We start from the raw sequence: 14685 nt of genomic DNA, 5'->3' as shown, positions 1-14685 counted from the left end.
TGTCCTCACAGAGACAACGTATGTCTGCAGACGACACCGACCACGACGACCTCGAGGACACAGACGATGTCCGTGACCGAATCGAGCAGGAGGCAGACCGCGCGGTCGAGCAGTTCGACGAAGGGATTGTCGACCTGCTGGCGTGGGTCCTCGACACGGAGACGCGGGCGCGGATCTACGTTCACTTGCGACAGCAGCCCGAAAGCACCAGCGAGGAGATAGCCGAGGGGACCGGCCTGTATCCGAGCACTGTCCGCGAGGCCCTGGCCGCGCTCACCGAGGAAGAGGTTGTAACGCGTCAAAAGCGTGAGAGCGACGGCGCGGGCAACAACCCCTACGAGTACAGCGCCATCTCGCCGAGCGACCTCGTCAACACCATCGTCGGTGACATCCAGTCGGAACTGAACACGGTGTTCAACCTCGACGATCACATCGGTGGCGAAACGACACTAGAACCTGACGACGAGCCGGTAACGATCTCTGTCGAGGATGCGAACGACGACGCCGACGCGAGCGAAGATACTGGCAGCGACGAGGGCGGATCTGAGGACGAGAACGACGACGCCGACGTGTAGTCAAACCCCGCTCAAGCGAGCTGTTTCGCAAGTCGATATTACTAAACCTACCCGTGCCGTTGCCCGGGATATGAATGTCGCGCTGGGGGGAACGTTCGACCCGATTCACGACGGACACCGCGCGCTGTTCGAACGCGCATTCGAACTCGGGGACGTGACAGTCGGCCTCACCAGCGACGACCTCGCGCCGAAGACGCGCCACGACCAGCGCCACGTTCGCCCGTTCAGCGAACGGCAATCCGCACTCGCCGACGAACTCGCGACGCTCGCCGCTGAGAAAGGGCGCGAGTGGGAGGTCCGGGAACTCACCGAGCCGACCGGCATCGCCACGGAGCCGCAGTTCGACACGCTCGTCGTCTCGCCCGAGACAGAGACTGGCGGCCGCCGAATCAACGAAATCCGCGAGGAACGGGGCCACGACCCGCTCGAAATCGAAGTCGTCCCGCACGTCCGCGCCGAAGACGGCGACATCATTTCGTCGACCCGGATTGTCCAGGGCGAAATCGACGAACACGGGAACCTCACCCCGAACCGCACTGGCCGACAAAACATTCCGTAGCTACCAGCCCGGCGCTTCGAGTCCGGCTGTCTCCAGCAGGTCCTTCCAGCGTTGCTGAATCGTCAACCGGGAGACGCCCGTCGCCTCTGCGACGGCTGACTGGGAGCGCTCCTCACCGGCAACCAAGGCACCGACGTACACGCTGGCCGCCATCGTCGCCTGTTTCGATCGGTCTTCCTCCGGGACTGTCGAGAGAAACAGGTCGACCGCGTGGGACCGCGCCGCCGTCCCGAGGTCGAGCCTGTCCGACGCTGTTTCGATGTCGGACAACCACGTATCGTGCTCGATGCGGTCACTGGCGCGGTACATATCACTCCATTGCTCCCCCTCCCACCTAAACCTTCGTCGCCGGCAAGCGAAGGGTTCTTGATGCCAACGCGGATATCGACTGGTGCGCGCGGGTTGCCGAGCCAGGCCAAAGGCGTAGCGCTTAGGACGCTATCCCGTAGGGGTCCGCCGGTTCGAATCCGGTCCCGCGCACTTCTCGGCTTGAACAACTCGTGAGTGGCGTGAATGCGGAATGAGGATTCGAACCCTGCAAAGAACGCGCAGCGAACCGTTGTGAGCGAGCATTTCTTGCTCTGGTTCGAATCCGGCCTGGACACTCCGACTACAGACTCCGCCCTCGGTGTCAGACCTGATTCTCACACCGCAGGAATCGCAACTGCCGCTTATGAGGAATGTCCGCCTCGTTCCAAACGAGGGACTGACGATGTCGGTGTATGACCCACTCCGTGACCCGTCTGCTCGCCCCGCGGGAGCAACTCGCTTCGACTATGCGGTCGACGATGCGGACAACCCGACGGAGCTCACCGTCTTCAGCGATCAGGACGGTGAGCTCCCGACTCACTGGATTTCGGTCGACATCGAGCACGCTGTCGCGCTCGACGAGATGCGGTGAGCGAGGCGTGCGCTCGCTCGGGACACGTCTCTCGATTTCTTGAGAACGGACTGGACGGCGAACGCTCTGGAAGCGTTGTGTCCGAAGTAAGTTTGCGTGGGTGCAGTCCCAAGGGAATGCACCTGCACTCTGAGAGTGCGTGGGACCGGATTCGAACCGGCGGACCCCTACGGGACAGCGCCCTCAACGCTGCGCCGTTGGCCTGGCTTGGCTACCCACGCGCGCTCTTGCTTAGTGCATTCAACTGTTCCCGGTGGGTAAATAAAAGCGCTTTCGTTTAGAGCCGCCCCGGGAGGGTGTGACACTCGGTCGAACCGGACGTTTGAAATATCACGAAACCGCTACGGGGGGCATGGCCAAATACTCGACCGGCAGTGGTGGCGACAGCGCCGGCGGGAGCTGTGAGCTCTGCGGTAGCGACGGCGACCTCCAGACCGCGAACGTCGCTGGTGCGACCCTTCAGGTGTGTGACAGCTGTGCACGTGACCACGGGGAAAACGAGCGAACGACGGGTAGTGACAGCTCGCGCGACGAGCAGAACCGGAAACGCAAAGCCGCACAGAACGCGGCGAAGCTACAGGACGCACAGCAAGCCGACACGTCTCACTGGGAGGACGGCGCTGATTACGACGACGACCAGCTCCCGTATCTGGTCAGCAAGTACGGCGAGCGCGTGACAGAGGCGCGCCAAGACGAGGGACTGCAGACGAGTGAACTGGCCGAGGAGCTCGATCTGGACGAAGCGGACATCCTCGCTGTCGAGCAAGGGCGCGCGACGCAGGCGAACGTCGGCGGGTCGACGATCAAGGCGCTCGAACAGTACCTCGACATCGACCTCGTCGAGTCCAGCTGACCCCCTGATATTTTGCCGACTCCGGCGTAACTGTCGGTATGGATCTCTCCGCTGAGCAGCGAGCCATCCGTGACACCGTTCGAGAGTTCGCCGTCGAGGATATCCGCCCGAAAGCCGCCGATGCCGACCGTGAGCAGTCCTTTCCCGAAGAGTGCTGGGACGGGCTCGCAGATATCGACATCACTGGACTGACGACGCCAGCCGAATACGGCGGCTTCGACGCCGACAAGCCGACGTACGCGCTGGTCAACGAGGAACTCGCGTATGGGTCGCTTGCGGTCGCGACGGCGCTGTCTGTCCACTGCCTCGCGACCTCATGTATCGCACAGTTCGGCTCCAAGGCAGTGCAAGACGACTGGCTCCCGGAGATGGTTGACGGCCGCCCGGTCGGCGCGTTCGCGCTCTCAGAACCACAGGCGGGGTCGAATCCGCGGGAGATGTCAACGACCGCTCGACGGGACGGTGACGAGTACGTCATCAACGGCGAGAAGCAGTGGATAACCAACGGCAAACGGTCTGGCGTCGTCATCGTCTTCGCGAAGACCGACCCCGACGACCCCGACTCGATAACGCAGTTTCTGGTGCCGAAAGACACCGACGGGCTCACCGCCGGCGAAAAAGAGGACAAGCTCGGCCTCCGTGCGAGCGACACGACCCCCCTCCAGTTCGACGGCGTCCGCGTGCCCGAGCGCTACCAACTGACTGAGGAAGGCAAAGGGCTGGCCGCAGCGCTGTCGATTCTGACGACCGGCCGGGTCGCTATCGCCGCTCAGGCGGTCGGCCTCGCACAATCCGCGCTCGACGAGGCCCTCGACTACGCCACGGAACGCGAACAGTTCGACCAGCCGATCAGCGAGTTCCAGGCGATTCAGCACAAACTCGCGGACATGGCGACGAATGTGCAGGCCGCGCGATTACTGACGTGGAACGCCGCACAGCAACTAGAACGCGGCGAGCAGCCGAGAGCGGCAGCGAGCATGGCGAAGTACTTCGCAAGTGAGACAGCGGTCGATGTGGCGAACGAGGCGATCCAGATCCACGGCGGCTACGGGTACACGACCGACTACCCCGTCGAGCGCTTCTACCGCGACGCGAAGGTGACGACTATCTACGAGGGGACCAGCGAAATCCAGCAAAACATCATCGCACAGGACTTGCTGGAGTGAGTCCAAGAGTGCGAAGCGGTTTTGCGGGCGTCGGCCGTACCACTGTATGTGACACACGACGCCGTCATCTACGACCTTGACGGGACGCTCGTCAGGCTGGCTGTCGACTGGGGGACGGTGACCAGCGACGTTGCGACGGTCCTGCGCGACCGAAACGTCGACCCTGGGGCCCGCGACCTCTGGGAGATGCTGACGCTGTCCTCGGAGACTGGCCACCGTGACGCCGTCGAAGCGACGATCACCGACCACGAGCGGACCGGTGCGCACGAGTCGGAGCGACTGGCGCTCGCCGAGGGGCTCCCACACAGCGTCCCTGTCGGCGTGTGCTCGCTCAACGCAGAGGAGGCGTGCCAGCTGGCGCTGGACGTTCATGACCTCGACAGTTACGTTGGCCCGGTCGTCGGCCGTGACACCGTCGCGTCATCGAAACCGGATCCGGAGGGACTGCTGGCGATCGCCGACGAAATCGGGGTCGATCCCGGTGCAGCCGTATTTGTCGGCGATTCAGAGAGCGACGCGACGGCCGCCCAGCGGGCCGGGATGGCCTTCGAGTGGGCGAGCGAGTTCGATCAGGCCCGGTACCGCGCGTAGAGGTAGACACAGACGGCCGTCAGGAACCAGATGAGCGCGCCGACGCGGACCGCGAACAGCGCCCGCGCGGTCCATGTCTGAAGCGTGACCGCGGTTGACGCGAGGACGACGAGCGGCGAGCCGACGAGAATCGTCGTCACGAACGTGACCTGCATTACCCACCCGAAATCTACGCCGTCCGGGTCCGTCTTCTCGACTGTTGGCACGTCCGATGGTACAGCTAGGTGGGGCAAGCGCCTTGCGATTTCCTGACCGAGTCGCGCAACCCGAACAGGTAAGGCGGAGGCGCGCCCCCGCTCGGATATGCCAACTGTCCGGGATCTGCAGGCGATGGCTGGTGAGGAGCCGATCACGATGCTGACAGCGTACGATGCCGTGACCGCGAGCATCGTAGATGACACCGGTGTGGACATCATTCTCGTCGGCGACAGTATGGGGAACGCCGTTCTCGGTCACGACGACACGCTCCCGGTCACCCTCGACGAGATGGCGTCCCGGGTCGGCGCGGTCGCGCGCGGCGCAGACGACGCCTTGGTCGTCGCCGATATGCCGTTTCTCTCCTTCGGCGCAGACGAGAGCGAGAGCATCCAGAACTGCGGACGAATGTTGAAAGAGGAGGGTGCGAACGCGGTCAAGCTCGAATCAGGGCCACATACGGTCGAGCTGACTGAGCGACTGACGGAGCTGGGCATCCCGACGATGGCCCACCTCGGGCTCACGCCCCAGAGCGTGAACCAGACCGGCTACACCAGACAGGCGACCGGCCGGGAGGAGGCCGAGGAAATCCTCGACCTCGCGCGAGAACACGAGGCCGCCGGCGCGTTCGCGCTGGTGCTCGAACACATCCCGGCCAACCTCGCCGCTCAGGTTACTGAGACCGTCGACATCCCGACCATCGGCATCGGAGCCGGCGGCGACTGCGACGGCCAGGTGCTCGTGTTCACCGACGTGGTTGGCCTCTCTGAGCGGAGTCCCCCCTTCGCCGAGCAGTTCGGTGACGTTCGCGGTGAGGTGGCCAACGCTGTCGACGAGTATATCGACGCCGTCGAGTCTGGCGAGTTCCCGGGCGAGTCACACAGCCACACCGAAGACGAACTCGACGACCTGTACTGAGAAGGCTCAGCCCGCCGTGGCCGTCCGGTTCTCCAGCCAGGCGTCGTAGGCCGATTGGTTCTTGACGACAACAGTGGCGTCCATCTTGCTGTGGCCGGCCCCGCACATCTCGGCGCAGTACAGCCGGTACTCGCCGGGGTCAGTGGCGCGCGTTCTGGCTGTCATCGTCCGGCCGGGGAAAATATCCTGTTTGACGCCCAGTTGCGGGATGTAGATCGCGTGAATCACGTCCGTCGTTTGCAGCCTGAACGTGACGTTCCTGTCCGCGGGAAGGACCAGCCGTTCTTCAGTCGTGACGTTCGCCTCTGCGTAGGAGAACTCCCAGCCCCACTGGTAGGCGAGCACGTCTATCTCGGTGTCGTCCGCGAAGGCGTCGTCCCCGTCGGCGGCCTGGGCCGCCGCGGGCGTGATGTAGGGGTTCGCCATCACCACGAACGCCGAAATCCCGACGAAGACGAGTATCGCGCCCGTCGCGGCCGTCCAGGTCACCTCTAGCGCCGGGTCGTCGACCGTCGGTTGCGGGTCGTCGTTGTTCCGGAACCGGTAGATCACGTACACGAGCGTGAGTTCGACGAACAATGTCAGCGGCAGAGCGACGTACAGGAGCTGTTCGTTGAGGTCGTCGATAGCCGCCCTGTTGACCGACTGCGCTGTGGCCGGCGCAGCAAGTAGCGAGAGTCCGACCACGACAAGACTTGCCTGTATCACGCGCCGTCGGAGACGCATTGTCACACTGTACCAATTCGCATGTCAAATAACTTGCCCAAGCCACGGACATAGAGGCCGTGACTGCTACGGACCCAAGCCCCCTGCGTAGTTTTATGACCGTGGGCCTGTCAGAAAGTGGTAACGTATAGCATGACTGACCGAGCACTCGTCCCGGCGTGCCGAGCCACAGACAGATGCTGAACAGGGCTATCGTCGAGGGGACCGCCCTGGCCGTGCTGGCGCTGGCGGTGCTTCTTCTGTGGCTCCGGGAGCGGCAGAAAGCACGACCGGAGAGCGACGGCGGCTACACGACCCGAGAGGAGATTGAATTCGAAATCGGTCGACTCCAGTCTGAAGTGTACCGCTGGCTGACGACAACGGACCACCGGGATATCGGTCTGCTCTACATCGCGTTCGGCACTGCCGCCGGTCTATGGGGCGGTGTCGACGCGATGATGCTCCGGACAGAACTGCTGACGCCGCCGGCGGACATCTGGACGCCGGAAACGTACAACGCGCTGTTTACAACGCACGGGCTGACGATGCTGATATTCTTCGTCCTGCCCGTGTTCTTTGGCATCGGGAACTACGTCCTGCCGCTGCTCATCGGGGCCGACGATATGGCATTTCCGCGGGTCAACGCCGTCGGGTTCTGGCTCTTGCCCCCGGCGCTGCTGCTCGTCCGGATGGGCCTCCTGATTCAGGTGCTGGGCCAGGTGCTGAACCTGGTGCTCCCGGCGGAGGCCATCCGGTTTTTCCTCACGATGCGGGAGGTGAGCGTCGGCTGGACGCTGTACGCCCCGCTGTCGGTCCAGCAACCGAACCCACAGATTGACCTGCTGTTGCTCGGCTTGCATCTCTCCGGCATCGCCACCACGGTCGGAGCCATCAACTTCATCACCACAATCGTCTACGAGCGCGGTGAGGGCGTCAGCTGGGCAAATCTCGACATCTTCTCGTGGAATATGCTTGTCACAAGCGGGATTGCGCTGTTCGCCTTCCCGCTGCTCGGGAGCGCTCTCGTGATGCTCCTGCTCGACCGGAACCTCGGGACGGCCTTCTTCGCCACCGAAGGCGGCGGTGCCATCCTCTGGCAACACCTGTTCTGGTTCTGGGGCCACCCCGAAGTGTACATCCTCTTTCTCCCGGCGACGGGGCTGATGAGCCTCATCCTGCCGAAGTTCGTCGGCCGCAAACTGTTCGGCTACCAGTTCATCGTCTACTCGACGCTGGGGCTCGGCGTCCTCTCCTTTGGCGTCTGGGCCCATCACATGTTCACGACAAGTGCTGACCCGCGGGTCAAACTCTCCTTTATGGCCGTCTCCATCGCCATCGCCGTCCCGAGCGCCATCAAGGTGTTCAACTGGATCACGACGATGTGGGAAGGGGACATCCGGCTGACTGCGCCATTTATTCTGTGTGCCGGCGGCATCGGGACGTTCATCGTCGGCGGCGTCACCGGCGTGTTCCTCGCCGTCATCCCCGTCGACATCCTCTATCACGGGACCTACTACGTCGTCGGGCACTTCCATCTCATCGTCGTCGGTATCATTCCGTTCCTGATGATCGCCGCGAGCTACTACTGGTACCCGCTCATCACCGGCCGGTGGTACGACACGCGGCTGGCGCGGTTCCAGTCGCTGCTCATCGTCTTTGGCTCGTTCGTGACGTTCATGACGTTGCTGGTCATCGGCGGGCTGGGGCTCCCGCGGCGGCAGGCCATCTACCCGCCGGAGTACCAGTTCGCCCAGCAGATTGCGACGGTGGGCGGCTACGTCATCGGCCTGAGCGCCCTGCTGTGGCTGTACAACATGCTCGTCTCCTACTGGCGGGGGACGCCCGTGACGACGACGGACCCGTGGGGGCTGAAGGCGACGAACCAGTTCACCCGCGAGTGGCAGTGGTTCGAACAGCGGCTGATGGACAAGTACGACATGGAGCCGACGGAGCCGGAGACGACGCGGCGCTCCTACGCCCCTGAAGCCGAACCGACTGGGCTGGCCGGCGGCGTCGGCACCGTCGCCCAGACGGTCTCTCGGAACGCCTGGATGGCCGCAGCCGGCGGCTTCGTCGGGACAGTCCTGATGAGTGGCGGACTTATTACAGCGATACTCATCGGCGTCCTCGACCCCGTCTCGTTCGGTGAAATCGCCGAACTGGTCGGACTGCCCGCGAGCCCGGCCATCGGCGCAGTCCTGTTCCTCATCGGCGGGACCGTCACCTGGCCGCTCCTGTTCCTTGCGTTCTCCGACTACCTCCCCGGTCGCCTGCTGTTCGAAACCGGGCTGGTGTTTGCGACGCTCATCTCCAGCGGGTTCGCCATCGCCTTCTACACCGGCCAGAGCGGGCTCGCGTTCGTCGGCTACCTCACCTTCGTCGTCGTCTCCCACTGGGCGTACGGCATCGGGCTGACCGTGACCTTCCAGTATCTCAAATCGGACGAGGTGCTACAGACCCGGACCGATGGGGGCGGCTGACAGATGAGCGACGGCGCTGACTCGTTCGTGTTCCAGTATCTCGCGCCCTTCGTCGGCGTCCTGCTCATCGCAGTCGGTATCGCCGGAGCCGTGCCCGGCGGCTACGCAATTATCGAACCGGAGCTGGAGAACTGCGGAAACCCGACTATCGGCGTGGAAGGGCCGGAGGAGACCGCCGAGCGGTTCGGTGGGGACGAGGGGCCGCGGCTCCCACAGGTAACCTTCGAAGACCTCTCTTCGGCAGAGCAGACGGCGTTTCTGACGGCTGTAGACGACCCGGTCGATGAGGAACAAGTCGTCGGTAGCGTACCCAACGCCGATGCTTTCCGTCGCGGGTCTATCGTTACCTACGAGGGCGAGCGGTACTACGTTACTCTCGTCGCCGAGAACACCTGTTTCGCGGCCGCGCCGCTCCAGTTTCCGCTCGGCGTGTTCGCCATTGCGCTGGGCTTTCTCGGCATCTTGGCCCCGCCCCTGTACCGGCGACTGGTGCGGCTAGAACAGCGGGCCGGCCGGTCGAAGTAGCGACCATACACTCGGCGTTCATTCAGAGCGCAGCGCCGACGTAGAGGACGACAACGAGGACCACCCACACGAGGTCGACGAAGTGCCAGTAGAGCGACGTGGTCCGGATAGCCGTGTCCCGCTCGGGCGTGTAGTGGCCCCGGAGCGCGCGACCGAACGCGATACCGAGCAGCAGGACGCCGAGCGCGACGTGCAGGCCGTGGAGGCCGGTCAGGCCGTAGAACGCGCTCCCGAACGCCCCCGAGCCGATGCCGAAGCCCTCCACGGCAACGAACTCGTAGTACTCGTACACCTGTCCGCCGAGGAAGACGACGCCGAGCGCGAGCGTCACCCCGAGCAGGCCGAGGAACCGCTTCCGGTTTCCGTCTTCGAGTGCCTCATGCCCGTAGTGGAGCGTCACACTGCTAGCGAGAAGTAGCGCCGTGTTGACGACCACGAGCGAGCCGAGCAGCGGCGGGAGGTGGGCCGGCGGCCACGACCCGGCCCGGATGACGGCGTAGTAGACGAAGCCAGCGGCGAACGTCGCCACGTCGGAGACGAGGAACAGGATCATCGTCGTGGCGTACAGGTCTGCGCTGGAGTCTCCGGGCCGCTGCAGGTAGTCGGCGATGAACGCCTCGTTGGCCCAGCCAGCGAGCCCCGCGACGAGACCGCCCGCGCCGAGTACGCCTAGCGCGAGCGGGACTACGGTCGGAACCAGGTCCAGCCCGACGAACACCAGACCAACGCTCAGATACAGCGACGCGGCACCGATTGCAGCGACGAGCGGCCATCGACTCCGGTGTTCGTGGCCGTCTTCGGCGACGTGTTCGGTTCCCGTCTCCGTCGAACCAGCCATGCGGGTCTGTAGCACCGGGGCTGGTAAAACCGTACCCCCGCGGCTGACACATCCATCGCCGGACTCACCCGAATCTTTATCAGACCGTCAACCGACACCGAGAGTGTGGTTTACGAGACGGGCAACCAAACGGTAGACGACGCCGTCGCCCGCGTGCTTGACGGCGAACGCCTCGACCGCCGGGACGGGCTAGCACTCATCGCACAGCCGGTCGACGACCTGGCAGCCGGGGCCGACTACGTCCGCACGCAACTGGGCGACGACACGGTTGATGCGTGTTCAATCGTAAACGCCAAAGCCGGCAACTGCGCGGAAGACTGTGGCTTCTGCGCCCAGTCGGTCCACTTCGACACCGGCATCGACAACTACGGCTTCCTCGGCCCCGAGAAGATACTGGAGGCCGCACAGCGGGCAGAGCGCGACGGCGCACAGCGGTTCGGAATCGTCGTCGCCGAGAAGGGCGTCTCGAAGGAGAACCGCCCGGAGGAGTGGGAGGAGGTCCTCGAAGCCATCCGCCTCGTCCGTGACGAGACGGACGTGGAGGTCGACGCCAGCCTCGGCATCCTCACGGAGGAGGAAGCGGCGATTCTGGCCGACGAGGGGCTGAACCACTACAATCACAACATCGAGACCTCGCCCCGATACTTCCCGGAGGTCGTCCAGACCCACACCTTCGAGAAGCGGGTCGAGACGCTCCGGGTCGCCAAGGACGCCGGCATGGACCTATGTGCCGGCGTAATTCTTGGGATGGGCGAGTCCCCGACGGACCGAGTCGACGCGGCGATGGCCCTGCAAGATATCGGGATCTCCTCGCTTCCGGTGAACATCCTGAACCCGGTCGCTGGAACCCCCATGGCCGAACAGGGGCTGCCCGACATCACGACCGAGGAGGTCGTCAAGACCATCGCAGTGTATCGCCTGCTCCATCCCGAATCCCGCGTGCGCCTGACCGGCGGGCGCGAGGTAAATCTCGATACGGACGGACAGGTGGCCGCACTGGAGGCCGGCGCGGACGGCATTCTCACTGGTGACTACCTCACTACTGAGGGCCAGACGGCCGCCGACGACCTCGAAATCATGGCGGAGGCCGGGCTCGAACCGAACACCGAAGCAAACGAGTTCGACCCCGAGGCGGTCAAAGAACGCGCGACCGACGAGACAGACACCGAGACGGCGGCAGGAACAGCACAGACCAAATCAGAGCTCAAATCCGACGACTGACAATGGACGACATACGCTTTGCAGTGCTTGGAACCGGTGGTATCGGACGGCGGACGCTCGAAGTCTCACAGCACAAGGACGGCCTCACCGCCGTCGCGGCCTGTGACCGCAACGGCGTGGCGATCGACCACGACGGTCTCGACGTGGACGAACTGCTGGCGGCGACGGAAGGCAATATCGCGAGTGGGCCACAAGACGGCGGATTCGACGACGACGACGTTGCGACCGACGGCGGCGCGGCCGCCGCCAAATCCGACGGCGTCAAACAGCACGGCGAGGAGGCCGGCATTATCGCAAGCGAACAGGGGAAACCCACAGAAACGCCCATCGACGACGTTATCCACGAGAGCGACGCTGTCGACGCCGTTCTGCTGGCACTGCCGAACCTCGAACACGATTTCATCCCGCGCGTGGCCGAGCGCTTCGCTGAGGCCGACTACGAGGGAGTCATGATAGATGTGCTCAAGCGCTCCCGCGTCATCGGGATGCTCGACGACCGCGAGGCGAAACTGAAGGAGTCGGGCATCACGTTCGTCTGCGGGGCGGGCGCGACCCCCGGCTTCCTGACCGGCGCGGCGGCGCTCGCCGCCCAGTCCTTCGTCGAGGTCGAGGAAGTCGAGATCTGGTGGGGCGTCGGCCTCAAGTCCGGCTACGAGGACAACCGGGGGACGGTCCGGGAGGACATCGCCCATCTCGACGGCTACGACATCGAGACAGCCCGGGAGATGAGCGAAGCAGAAATCGAGGAACTCATCGACGAACACGACGGCGTGCTTGAGTTCCACGACATGGAGCACGCCGACGACGTGCTACTGGAGCGTGCGGGCATCTGTGACGCCGAGGACGTCCACGTCGGCGGCGTCCTCGACGTGCGCTCGGACGAGAAACCGACCACGACGACGGTCAGCGTGACGGGCACAACATTCGACGGGGAAACGGGAACGAATACCTTCGAATTGGATGATGTGACGAGCATGGAGGCCAACGTCAACGGGCCGGCACTGGGTTATCTGAAAGCCGGCGTCCGCAACAACCGCGCCGGGCACTACGGTGTGTTCGGCCCTGCCGACCTGATGCCCGGCTTCTGAAACCGCTTGATTCTGTTTTTCATGACTCACGGCTTCGATTTGAACGACCGACTCGAACAGCGCGAGGCACAGAACCTCCGCCGGCATCTGGAAGTCGCCGAGTCCGTCTCGGCGCGGACCCGCTTTGCCGACGACCCGAAGGGAGAACCACCGGAATTCGGGGACGAGGCCGCCGTCTTCGCCTCGAACAACTACCTCGGGCTGGCCGACGACAGCCGGGTCCAGCGAGCGGCCGAACTTGGCGCACGGACTGTCGGGACCGGCGCAGGGGCCTCACGGCTGGTCACTGGTGACACGCGGGTCCACCGCCGGCTGGAGCGCGACCTCGCGGCCTCGAAACGGACCGAGCGAGCCCTGGTGTTCTCGTCGGGCTACGCGGCCAACATCGGAACTATCGACGCGCTGGCCCCGGATGTCGTCTTTTCGGACGAACTGAACCACGCCTCGATTATCGACGGCTGTCGCGTCGGGGCGAGCGAGACGGTCGTTTACAACCACTGCGACCCGGACGACCTCCGGGCGAAACTGGACACGCGAGCGGCCGATGTCGACGGGGACGAACAGTGGCTCGTGGTCACCGATTCTGTGTTCTCGATGGACGGAGATATCGCGCCCCTGTCGGCTATCTGCGACGCCGCCGACGAGTACGGCGCGTGGGTGATGGTCGATGAGGCACACGCGACGGGGTTGTTCAGTGACAGCGGTGGCGGTGTCGTCCAGCGCGAGGGGCTGAGTGACCGCGTCGATGTGCAGTTGGGCACGCTCTCGAAGGCATTGGCGAGCCAGGGTGGCTATATCGCCGGCGACGAAGTGCTTATTGAATACCTGCTGAACGCCGCGCGGTCGTTTGTCTTCTCGACCGGCCTATCGCCACCGAACGCCGCGGCGGCTCAAAAGGCGCTGCGAATCGCTCGCGAGACTGACCGTACGACGGCACTCTGGGACACCGTGGCGACACTCAGGGACGGGCTGGAGACCATGGGCTACGAGGTGCTTGGCGAGACGCATATTCTTCCGGTCGTCGTCGGCGACCGTAGGGACGCGCTGGAGCTGGCCGACCGCCTGCGCGACCACGGTATCGTTGCCCCTGCGATTCGGCCGCCGACGGTACCAGAGGGGACCGCTCGTATCCGGGTCGCGCCGATGGCGACACATACCGACGACGACATTGCGCGGTGTCTCGACGCTTTCCGAACCGCGGGCAAAGCGGTGGATGTGCTATGAGCGACACAAGTGGGGATTCGGGCTCTGACCGCGGGACTGGCCACATCGCTGCGGACGGCGTGTTTGTCGTCGGCACCGACACCGGCGTCGGCAAGACGGTTATGACCGCCGGGCTGACGGGCTGGCTACGGGACGCGGGTACGGAGGCGGTCGCTATCAAGCCCTGCCAGACCGGACATCCGCCGGACGACGACGCGGCGTTCGTCGAGTCCGTCTGCGGGACCGCGGACGCCGCAGTCTGTCTGGAACGGTTGTCGCCGCCACTGGCACCGGAAGTGGCCGCGAGAGAATCAGCCGAGGATGTCACGCTTTCCTACGAGGCGATTCGCGACGGGGTCGCCGACATCGTAGCAGGGAGCGAGACAGCCGTCGTCGAAGGTATCGGCGGCCTGCGTGTCCCGCTGGCGGACGGTCGAGAGGTCATCGACCTCGTCGGGGATGTCGGGCTTCCTGCGCTGGTCGTCGCCCGTTCGGGGCTTGGCACGCTCAATCACACGGCGCTAACAGTCCAGGCGCTCCGCCGGAGAGGCGTGCCAGTCGTCGGTGTCGTGCTCAACGAATACGAAGGTGCGACGACCGCAGAACGCACGAATCCGGAGGTAATCGAGCGGATGACTGGATGTGCCGTCTGGTCCGTTCCACCGCTTGACATCGAACCGGCGGACTGCGTGGTTGACGTCCTCAGAACGCATCTCCCGCAGTCAGTGTTACAGCCGGCTCTCAAGCAGTAGCTGTCGGTGCGTTGCCCAAGGGGATGGAACGGGGGCAGACCCCCGTCGTGTGACACTACGGAGCCGGTGAGGCTCCATCTGATGCTTGACTACCGATCACTAAAATAGTAAGGCA

General features: G+C 64.4%; 17 protein-coding genes and 2 tRNA genes. 14 read left to right on the top strand and 5 right to left on the bottom strand.

Annotated elements, in window-relative coordinates; all coding sequences use genetic code 11:
* Positions 1-20 precede the first annotated feature (20 nt).
* A complete protein-coding gene (locus DVK01_RS16065; RefSeq protein ID WP_101350052.1) occupies positions 21-575 on the top strand; it encodes a winged helix-turn-helix domain-containing protein in 555 nt (184 codons plus the stop codon).
* Between the two features lie 70 nt (positions 576-645).
* Positions 646-1134: a phosphopantetheine adenylyltransferase gene (locus DVK01_RS16060; RefSeq protein WP_121537544.1), complete on the top strand. Its 489-nt coding sequence runs from the start codon at positions 646-648 to the stop codon at positions 1132-1134.
* Here the strand turns inward: DVK01_RS16060 and DVK01_RS16055 are convergent, their stop codons facing one another.
* Positions 1135-1443 (bottom strand): cyclin, encoded by a 309-nt coding sequence (locus DVK01_RS16055; RefSeq protein ID WP_101350054.1) that lies wholly within the window; start codon positions 1441-1443, stop codon positions 1135-1137.
* Between the two features lie 86 nt (positions 1444-1529).
* Here DVK01_RS16055 and DVK01_RS16050 point away from each other — a divergent pair.
* Both DVK01_RS16050 and DVK01_RS16045 read left to right on the top strand, forming a co-directional pair.
* Positions 1530-1614, top strand: a tRNA-Leu gene (locus DVK01_RS16050).
* A gap of 193 nt (positions 1615-1807) precedes the next feature.
* Entirely contained in the window at positions 1808-2035 is a 228-nt protein-coding gene (locus DVK01_RS16045; RefSeq protein ID WP_232794546.1) for a hypothetical protein, read from the top strand.
* Between the two features lie 136 nt (positions 2036-2171).
* Here DVK01_RS16045 and DVK01_RS16040 read toward each other — a convergent pair.
* Positions 2172-2256: transfer RNA gene (locus DVK01_RS16040), tRNA-Leu, on the bottom strand.
* Between the two features lie 131 nt (positions 2257-2387).
* Between DVK01_RS16040 and DVK01_RS16035 the strand changes: the two genes are divergently transcribed.
* From DVK01_RS16035 to DVK01_RS16025, 3 genes are read left to right on the top strand one after another with little or no spacing between them, the layout of a single operon-like run.
* Positions 2388-2888, top strand: a complete 501-nt coding sequence (locus DVK01_RS16035) for a multiprotein-bridging factor 1 family protein (RefSeq protein WP_101350055.1) — start codon at positions 2388-2390, stop codon at positions 2886-2888.
* A gap of 38 nt (positions 2889-2926) precedes the next feature.
* Positions 2927-4054, top strand: coding sequence for an acyl-CoA dehydrogenase family protein (locus DVK01_RS16030; RefSeq protein ID WP_101350056.1), 1128 nt, complete (start codon positions 2927-2929; stop codon positions 4052-4054).
* A gap of 48 nt (positions 4055-4102) precedes the next feature.
* Complete coding sequence (locus DVK01_RS16025) at positions 4103-4645, top strand: HAD family hydrolase (RefSeq protein WP_101350057.1); 543 nt, start codon at positions 4103-4105, stop codon at positions 4643-4645.
* Here the strand turns inward: DVK01_RS16025 and DVK01_RS16020 are convergent.
* On the bottom strand, positions 4624-4851 hold the full coding sequence (locus tag DVK01_RS16020) for a DUF5822 domain-containing protein (RefSeq protein WP_004961369.1): 228 nt from the start codon (positions 4849-4851) through the stop codon (positions 4624-4626). The two genes, DVK01_RS16025 and DVK01_RS16020, sit on opposite strands and share 22 nt — an antisense overlap.
* Positions 4852-4948: 97 nt before the next feature.
* On the opposite strand from DVK01_RS16020, the gene panB reads away from it, so the two are divergent.
* On the top strand, positions 4949-5758 hold the full coding sequence (panB, locus tag DVK01_RS16015; protein ID WP_101350058.1) for a 3-methyl-2-oxobutanoate hydroxymethyltransferase: 810 nt from the start codon (positions 4949-4951) through the stop codon (positions 5756-5758).
* A 6-nt stretch (positions 5759-5764) separates the two neighbouring features.
* Here panB and coxB read toward each other — a convergent pair whose 3' ends face one another.
* Complete coding sequence (gene coxB / locus DVK01_RS16010) at positions 5765-6484, bottom strand: cytochrome c oxidase subunit II (RefSeq protein ID WP_121537542.1); 720 nt, start codon at positions 6482-6484, stop codon at positions 5765-5767.
* A 176-nt stretch (positions 6485-6660) separates the two neighbouring features.
* Here coxB and DVK01_RS16005 point away from each other — a divergent pair, with 176 nt between their 5' ends.
* Positions 6661-8943, top strand: a complete 2283-nt coding sequence (locus DVK01_RS16005; protein ID WP_121537540.1) for a DUF6789 family protein — start codon at positions 6661-6663, stop codon at positions 8941-8943.
* 3 nt (positions 8944-8946) lie between these two features.
* Positions 8947-9468 carry a hypothetical protein gene (locus tag DVK01_RS16000; protein ID WP_121537538.1) on the top strand — a complete coding sequence of 174 codons (522 nt, stop codon included), beginning with the start codon at positions 8947-8949 and terminating at the stop codon, positions 9466-9468.
* Positions 9469-9490: 22 nt separating this feature from the next.
* On the opposite strand, the gene DVK01_RS15995 is transcribed toward DVK01_RS16000, so the two are convergent.
* Positions 9491-10306, bottom strand: a complete 816-nt coding sequence (locus DVK01_RS15995) for a heme-copper oxidase subunit III (RefSeq protein ID WP_101350061.1) — start codon at positions 10304-10306, stop codon at positions 9491-9493.
* A 105-nt stretch (positions 10307-10411) separates the two neighbouring features.
* Between DVK01_RS15995 and bioB the strand changes: the two genes are divergently transcribed.
* The 4 genes from bioB to bioD are packed head-to-tail and all read left to right on the top strand — an operon-like array spanning position 10412 to position 14570.
* On the top strand, positions 10412-11527 hold the full coding sequence (gene bioB, locus DVK01_RS15990; protein WP_101350062.1) for a biotin synthase BioB: 1116 nt from the start codon (positions 10412-10414) through the stop codon (positions 11525-11527).
* Between the two features lie 2 nt (positions 11528-11529).
* Positions 11530-12615: a transcriptional regulator gene (locus DVK01_RS15985; RefSeq protein ID WP_121537536.1), complete on the top strand. Its 1086-nt coding sequence runs from the start codon at positions 11530-11532 to the stop codon at positions 12613-12615.
* 21 nt (positions 12616-12636) lie between these two features.
* Positions 12637-13839: an 8-amino-7-oxononanoate synthase gene (locus DVK01_RS15980; RefSeq protein WP_121537534.1), complete on the top strand. Its 1203-nt coding sequence runs from the start codon at positions 12637-12639 to the stop codon at positions 13837-13839.
* Positions 13836-14570: a dethiobiotin synthase gene (gene bioD / locus DVK01_RS15975; RefSeq protein WP_101350065.1), complete on the top strand. Its 735-nt coding sequence runs from the start codon at positions 13836-13838 to the stop codon at positions 14568-14570. The genes DVK01_RS15980 and bioD overlap by 4 nt, the downstream gene beginning before the upstream one ends.
* Positions 14571-14685: the final 115 nt, after the last annotated feature.

It is taken from the genome of Haloarcula sp. Atlit-120R (assembly GCF_003665885.1).
GTDB lineage: Archaea > Halobacteriota > Halobacteria > Halobacteriales > Haloarculaceae > Haloarcula > Haloarcula taiwanensis.
This window is presented reverse-complemented; position numbering and strand designations above follow the sequence as displayed.

Bases quoted from the DNA above. Each gene is read 5' to 3' on its own strand.
- DVK01_RS16065 (WP_101350052.1), top strand. From the start codon at position 21: ATGTCTGCAGACGACACCGACCACGACGACCTCGAGGACACAGACGAT.
- DVK01_RS16060 (WP_121537544.1), top strand. From the start codon at position 646: ATGAATGTCGCGCTGGGGGGAACGTTCGACCCGATTCACGACGGACAC.
- DVK01_RS16055 (WP_101350054.1), bottom strand. From the start codon at position 1,443: ATGTACCGCGCCAGTGACCGCATCGAGCACGATACGTGGTTGTCCGAC.
- DVK01_RS16045 (WP_232794546.1), top strand. From the start codon at position 1,808: ATGAGGAATGTCCGCCTCGTTCCAAACGAGGGACTGACGATGTCGGTG.
- DVK01_RS16035 (WP_101350055.1), top strand. From the start codon at position 2,388: ATGGCCAAATACTCGACCGGCAGTGGTGGCGACAGCGCCGGCGGGAGC.
- DVK01_RS16030 (WP_101350056.1), top strand. From the start codon at position 2,927: ATGGATCTCTCCGCTGAGCAGCGAGCCATCCGTGACACCGTTCGAGAG.
- panB (WP_101350058.1), top strand. From the start codon at position 4,949: ATGCCAACTGTCCGGGATCTGCAGGCGATGGCTGGTGAGGAGCCGATC.
- coxB (WP_121537542.1), bottom strand. From the start codon at position 6,484: ATGCGTCTCCGACGGCGCGTGATACAGGCAAGTCTTGTCGTGGTCGGA.
- DVK01_RS16005 (WP_121537540.1), top strand. From the start codon at position 6,661: ATGCTGAACAGGGCTATCGTCGAGGGGACCGCCCTGGCCGTGCTGGCG.
- DVK01_RS16000 (WP_121537538.1), top strand. From the start codon at position 8,947: ATGAGCGACGGCGCTGACTCGTTCGTGTTCCAGTATCTCGCGCCCTTC.
- DVK01_RS15995 (WP_101350061.1), bottom strand. From the start codon at position 10,306: ATGGCTGGTTCGACGGAGACGGGAACCGAACACGTCGCCGAAGACGGC.
- DVK01_RS15985 (WP_121537536.1), top strand. From the start codon at position 11,530: ATGGACGACATACGCTTTGCAGTGCTTGGAACCGGTGGTATCGGACGG.
- DVK01_RS15980 (WP_121537534.1), top strand. From the start codon at position 12,637: ATGACTCACGGCTTCGATTTGAACGACCGACTCGAACAGCGCGAGGCA.
- bioD (WP_101350065.1), top strand. From the start codon at position 13,836: ATGAGCGACACAAGTGGGGATTCGGGCTCTGACCGCGGGACTGGCCAC.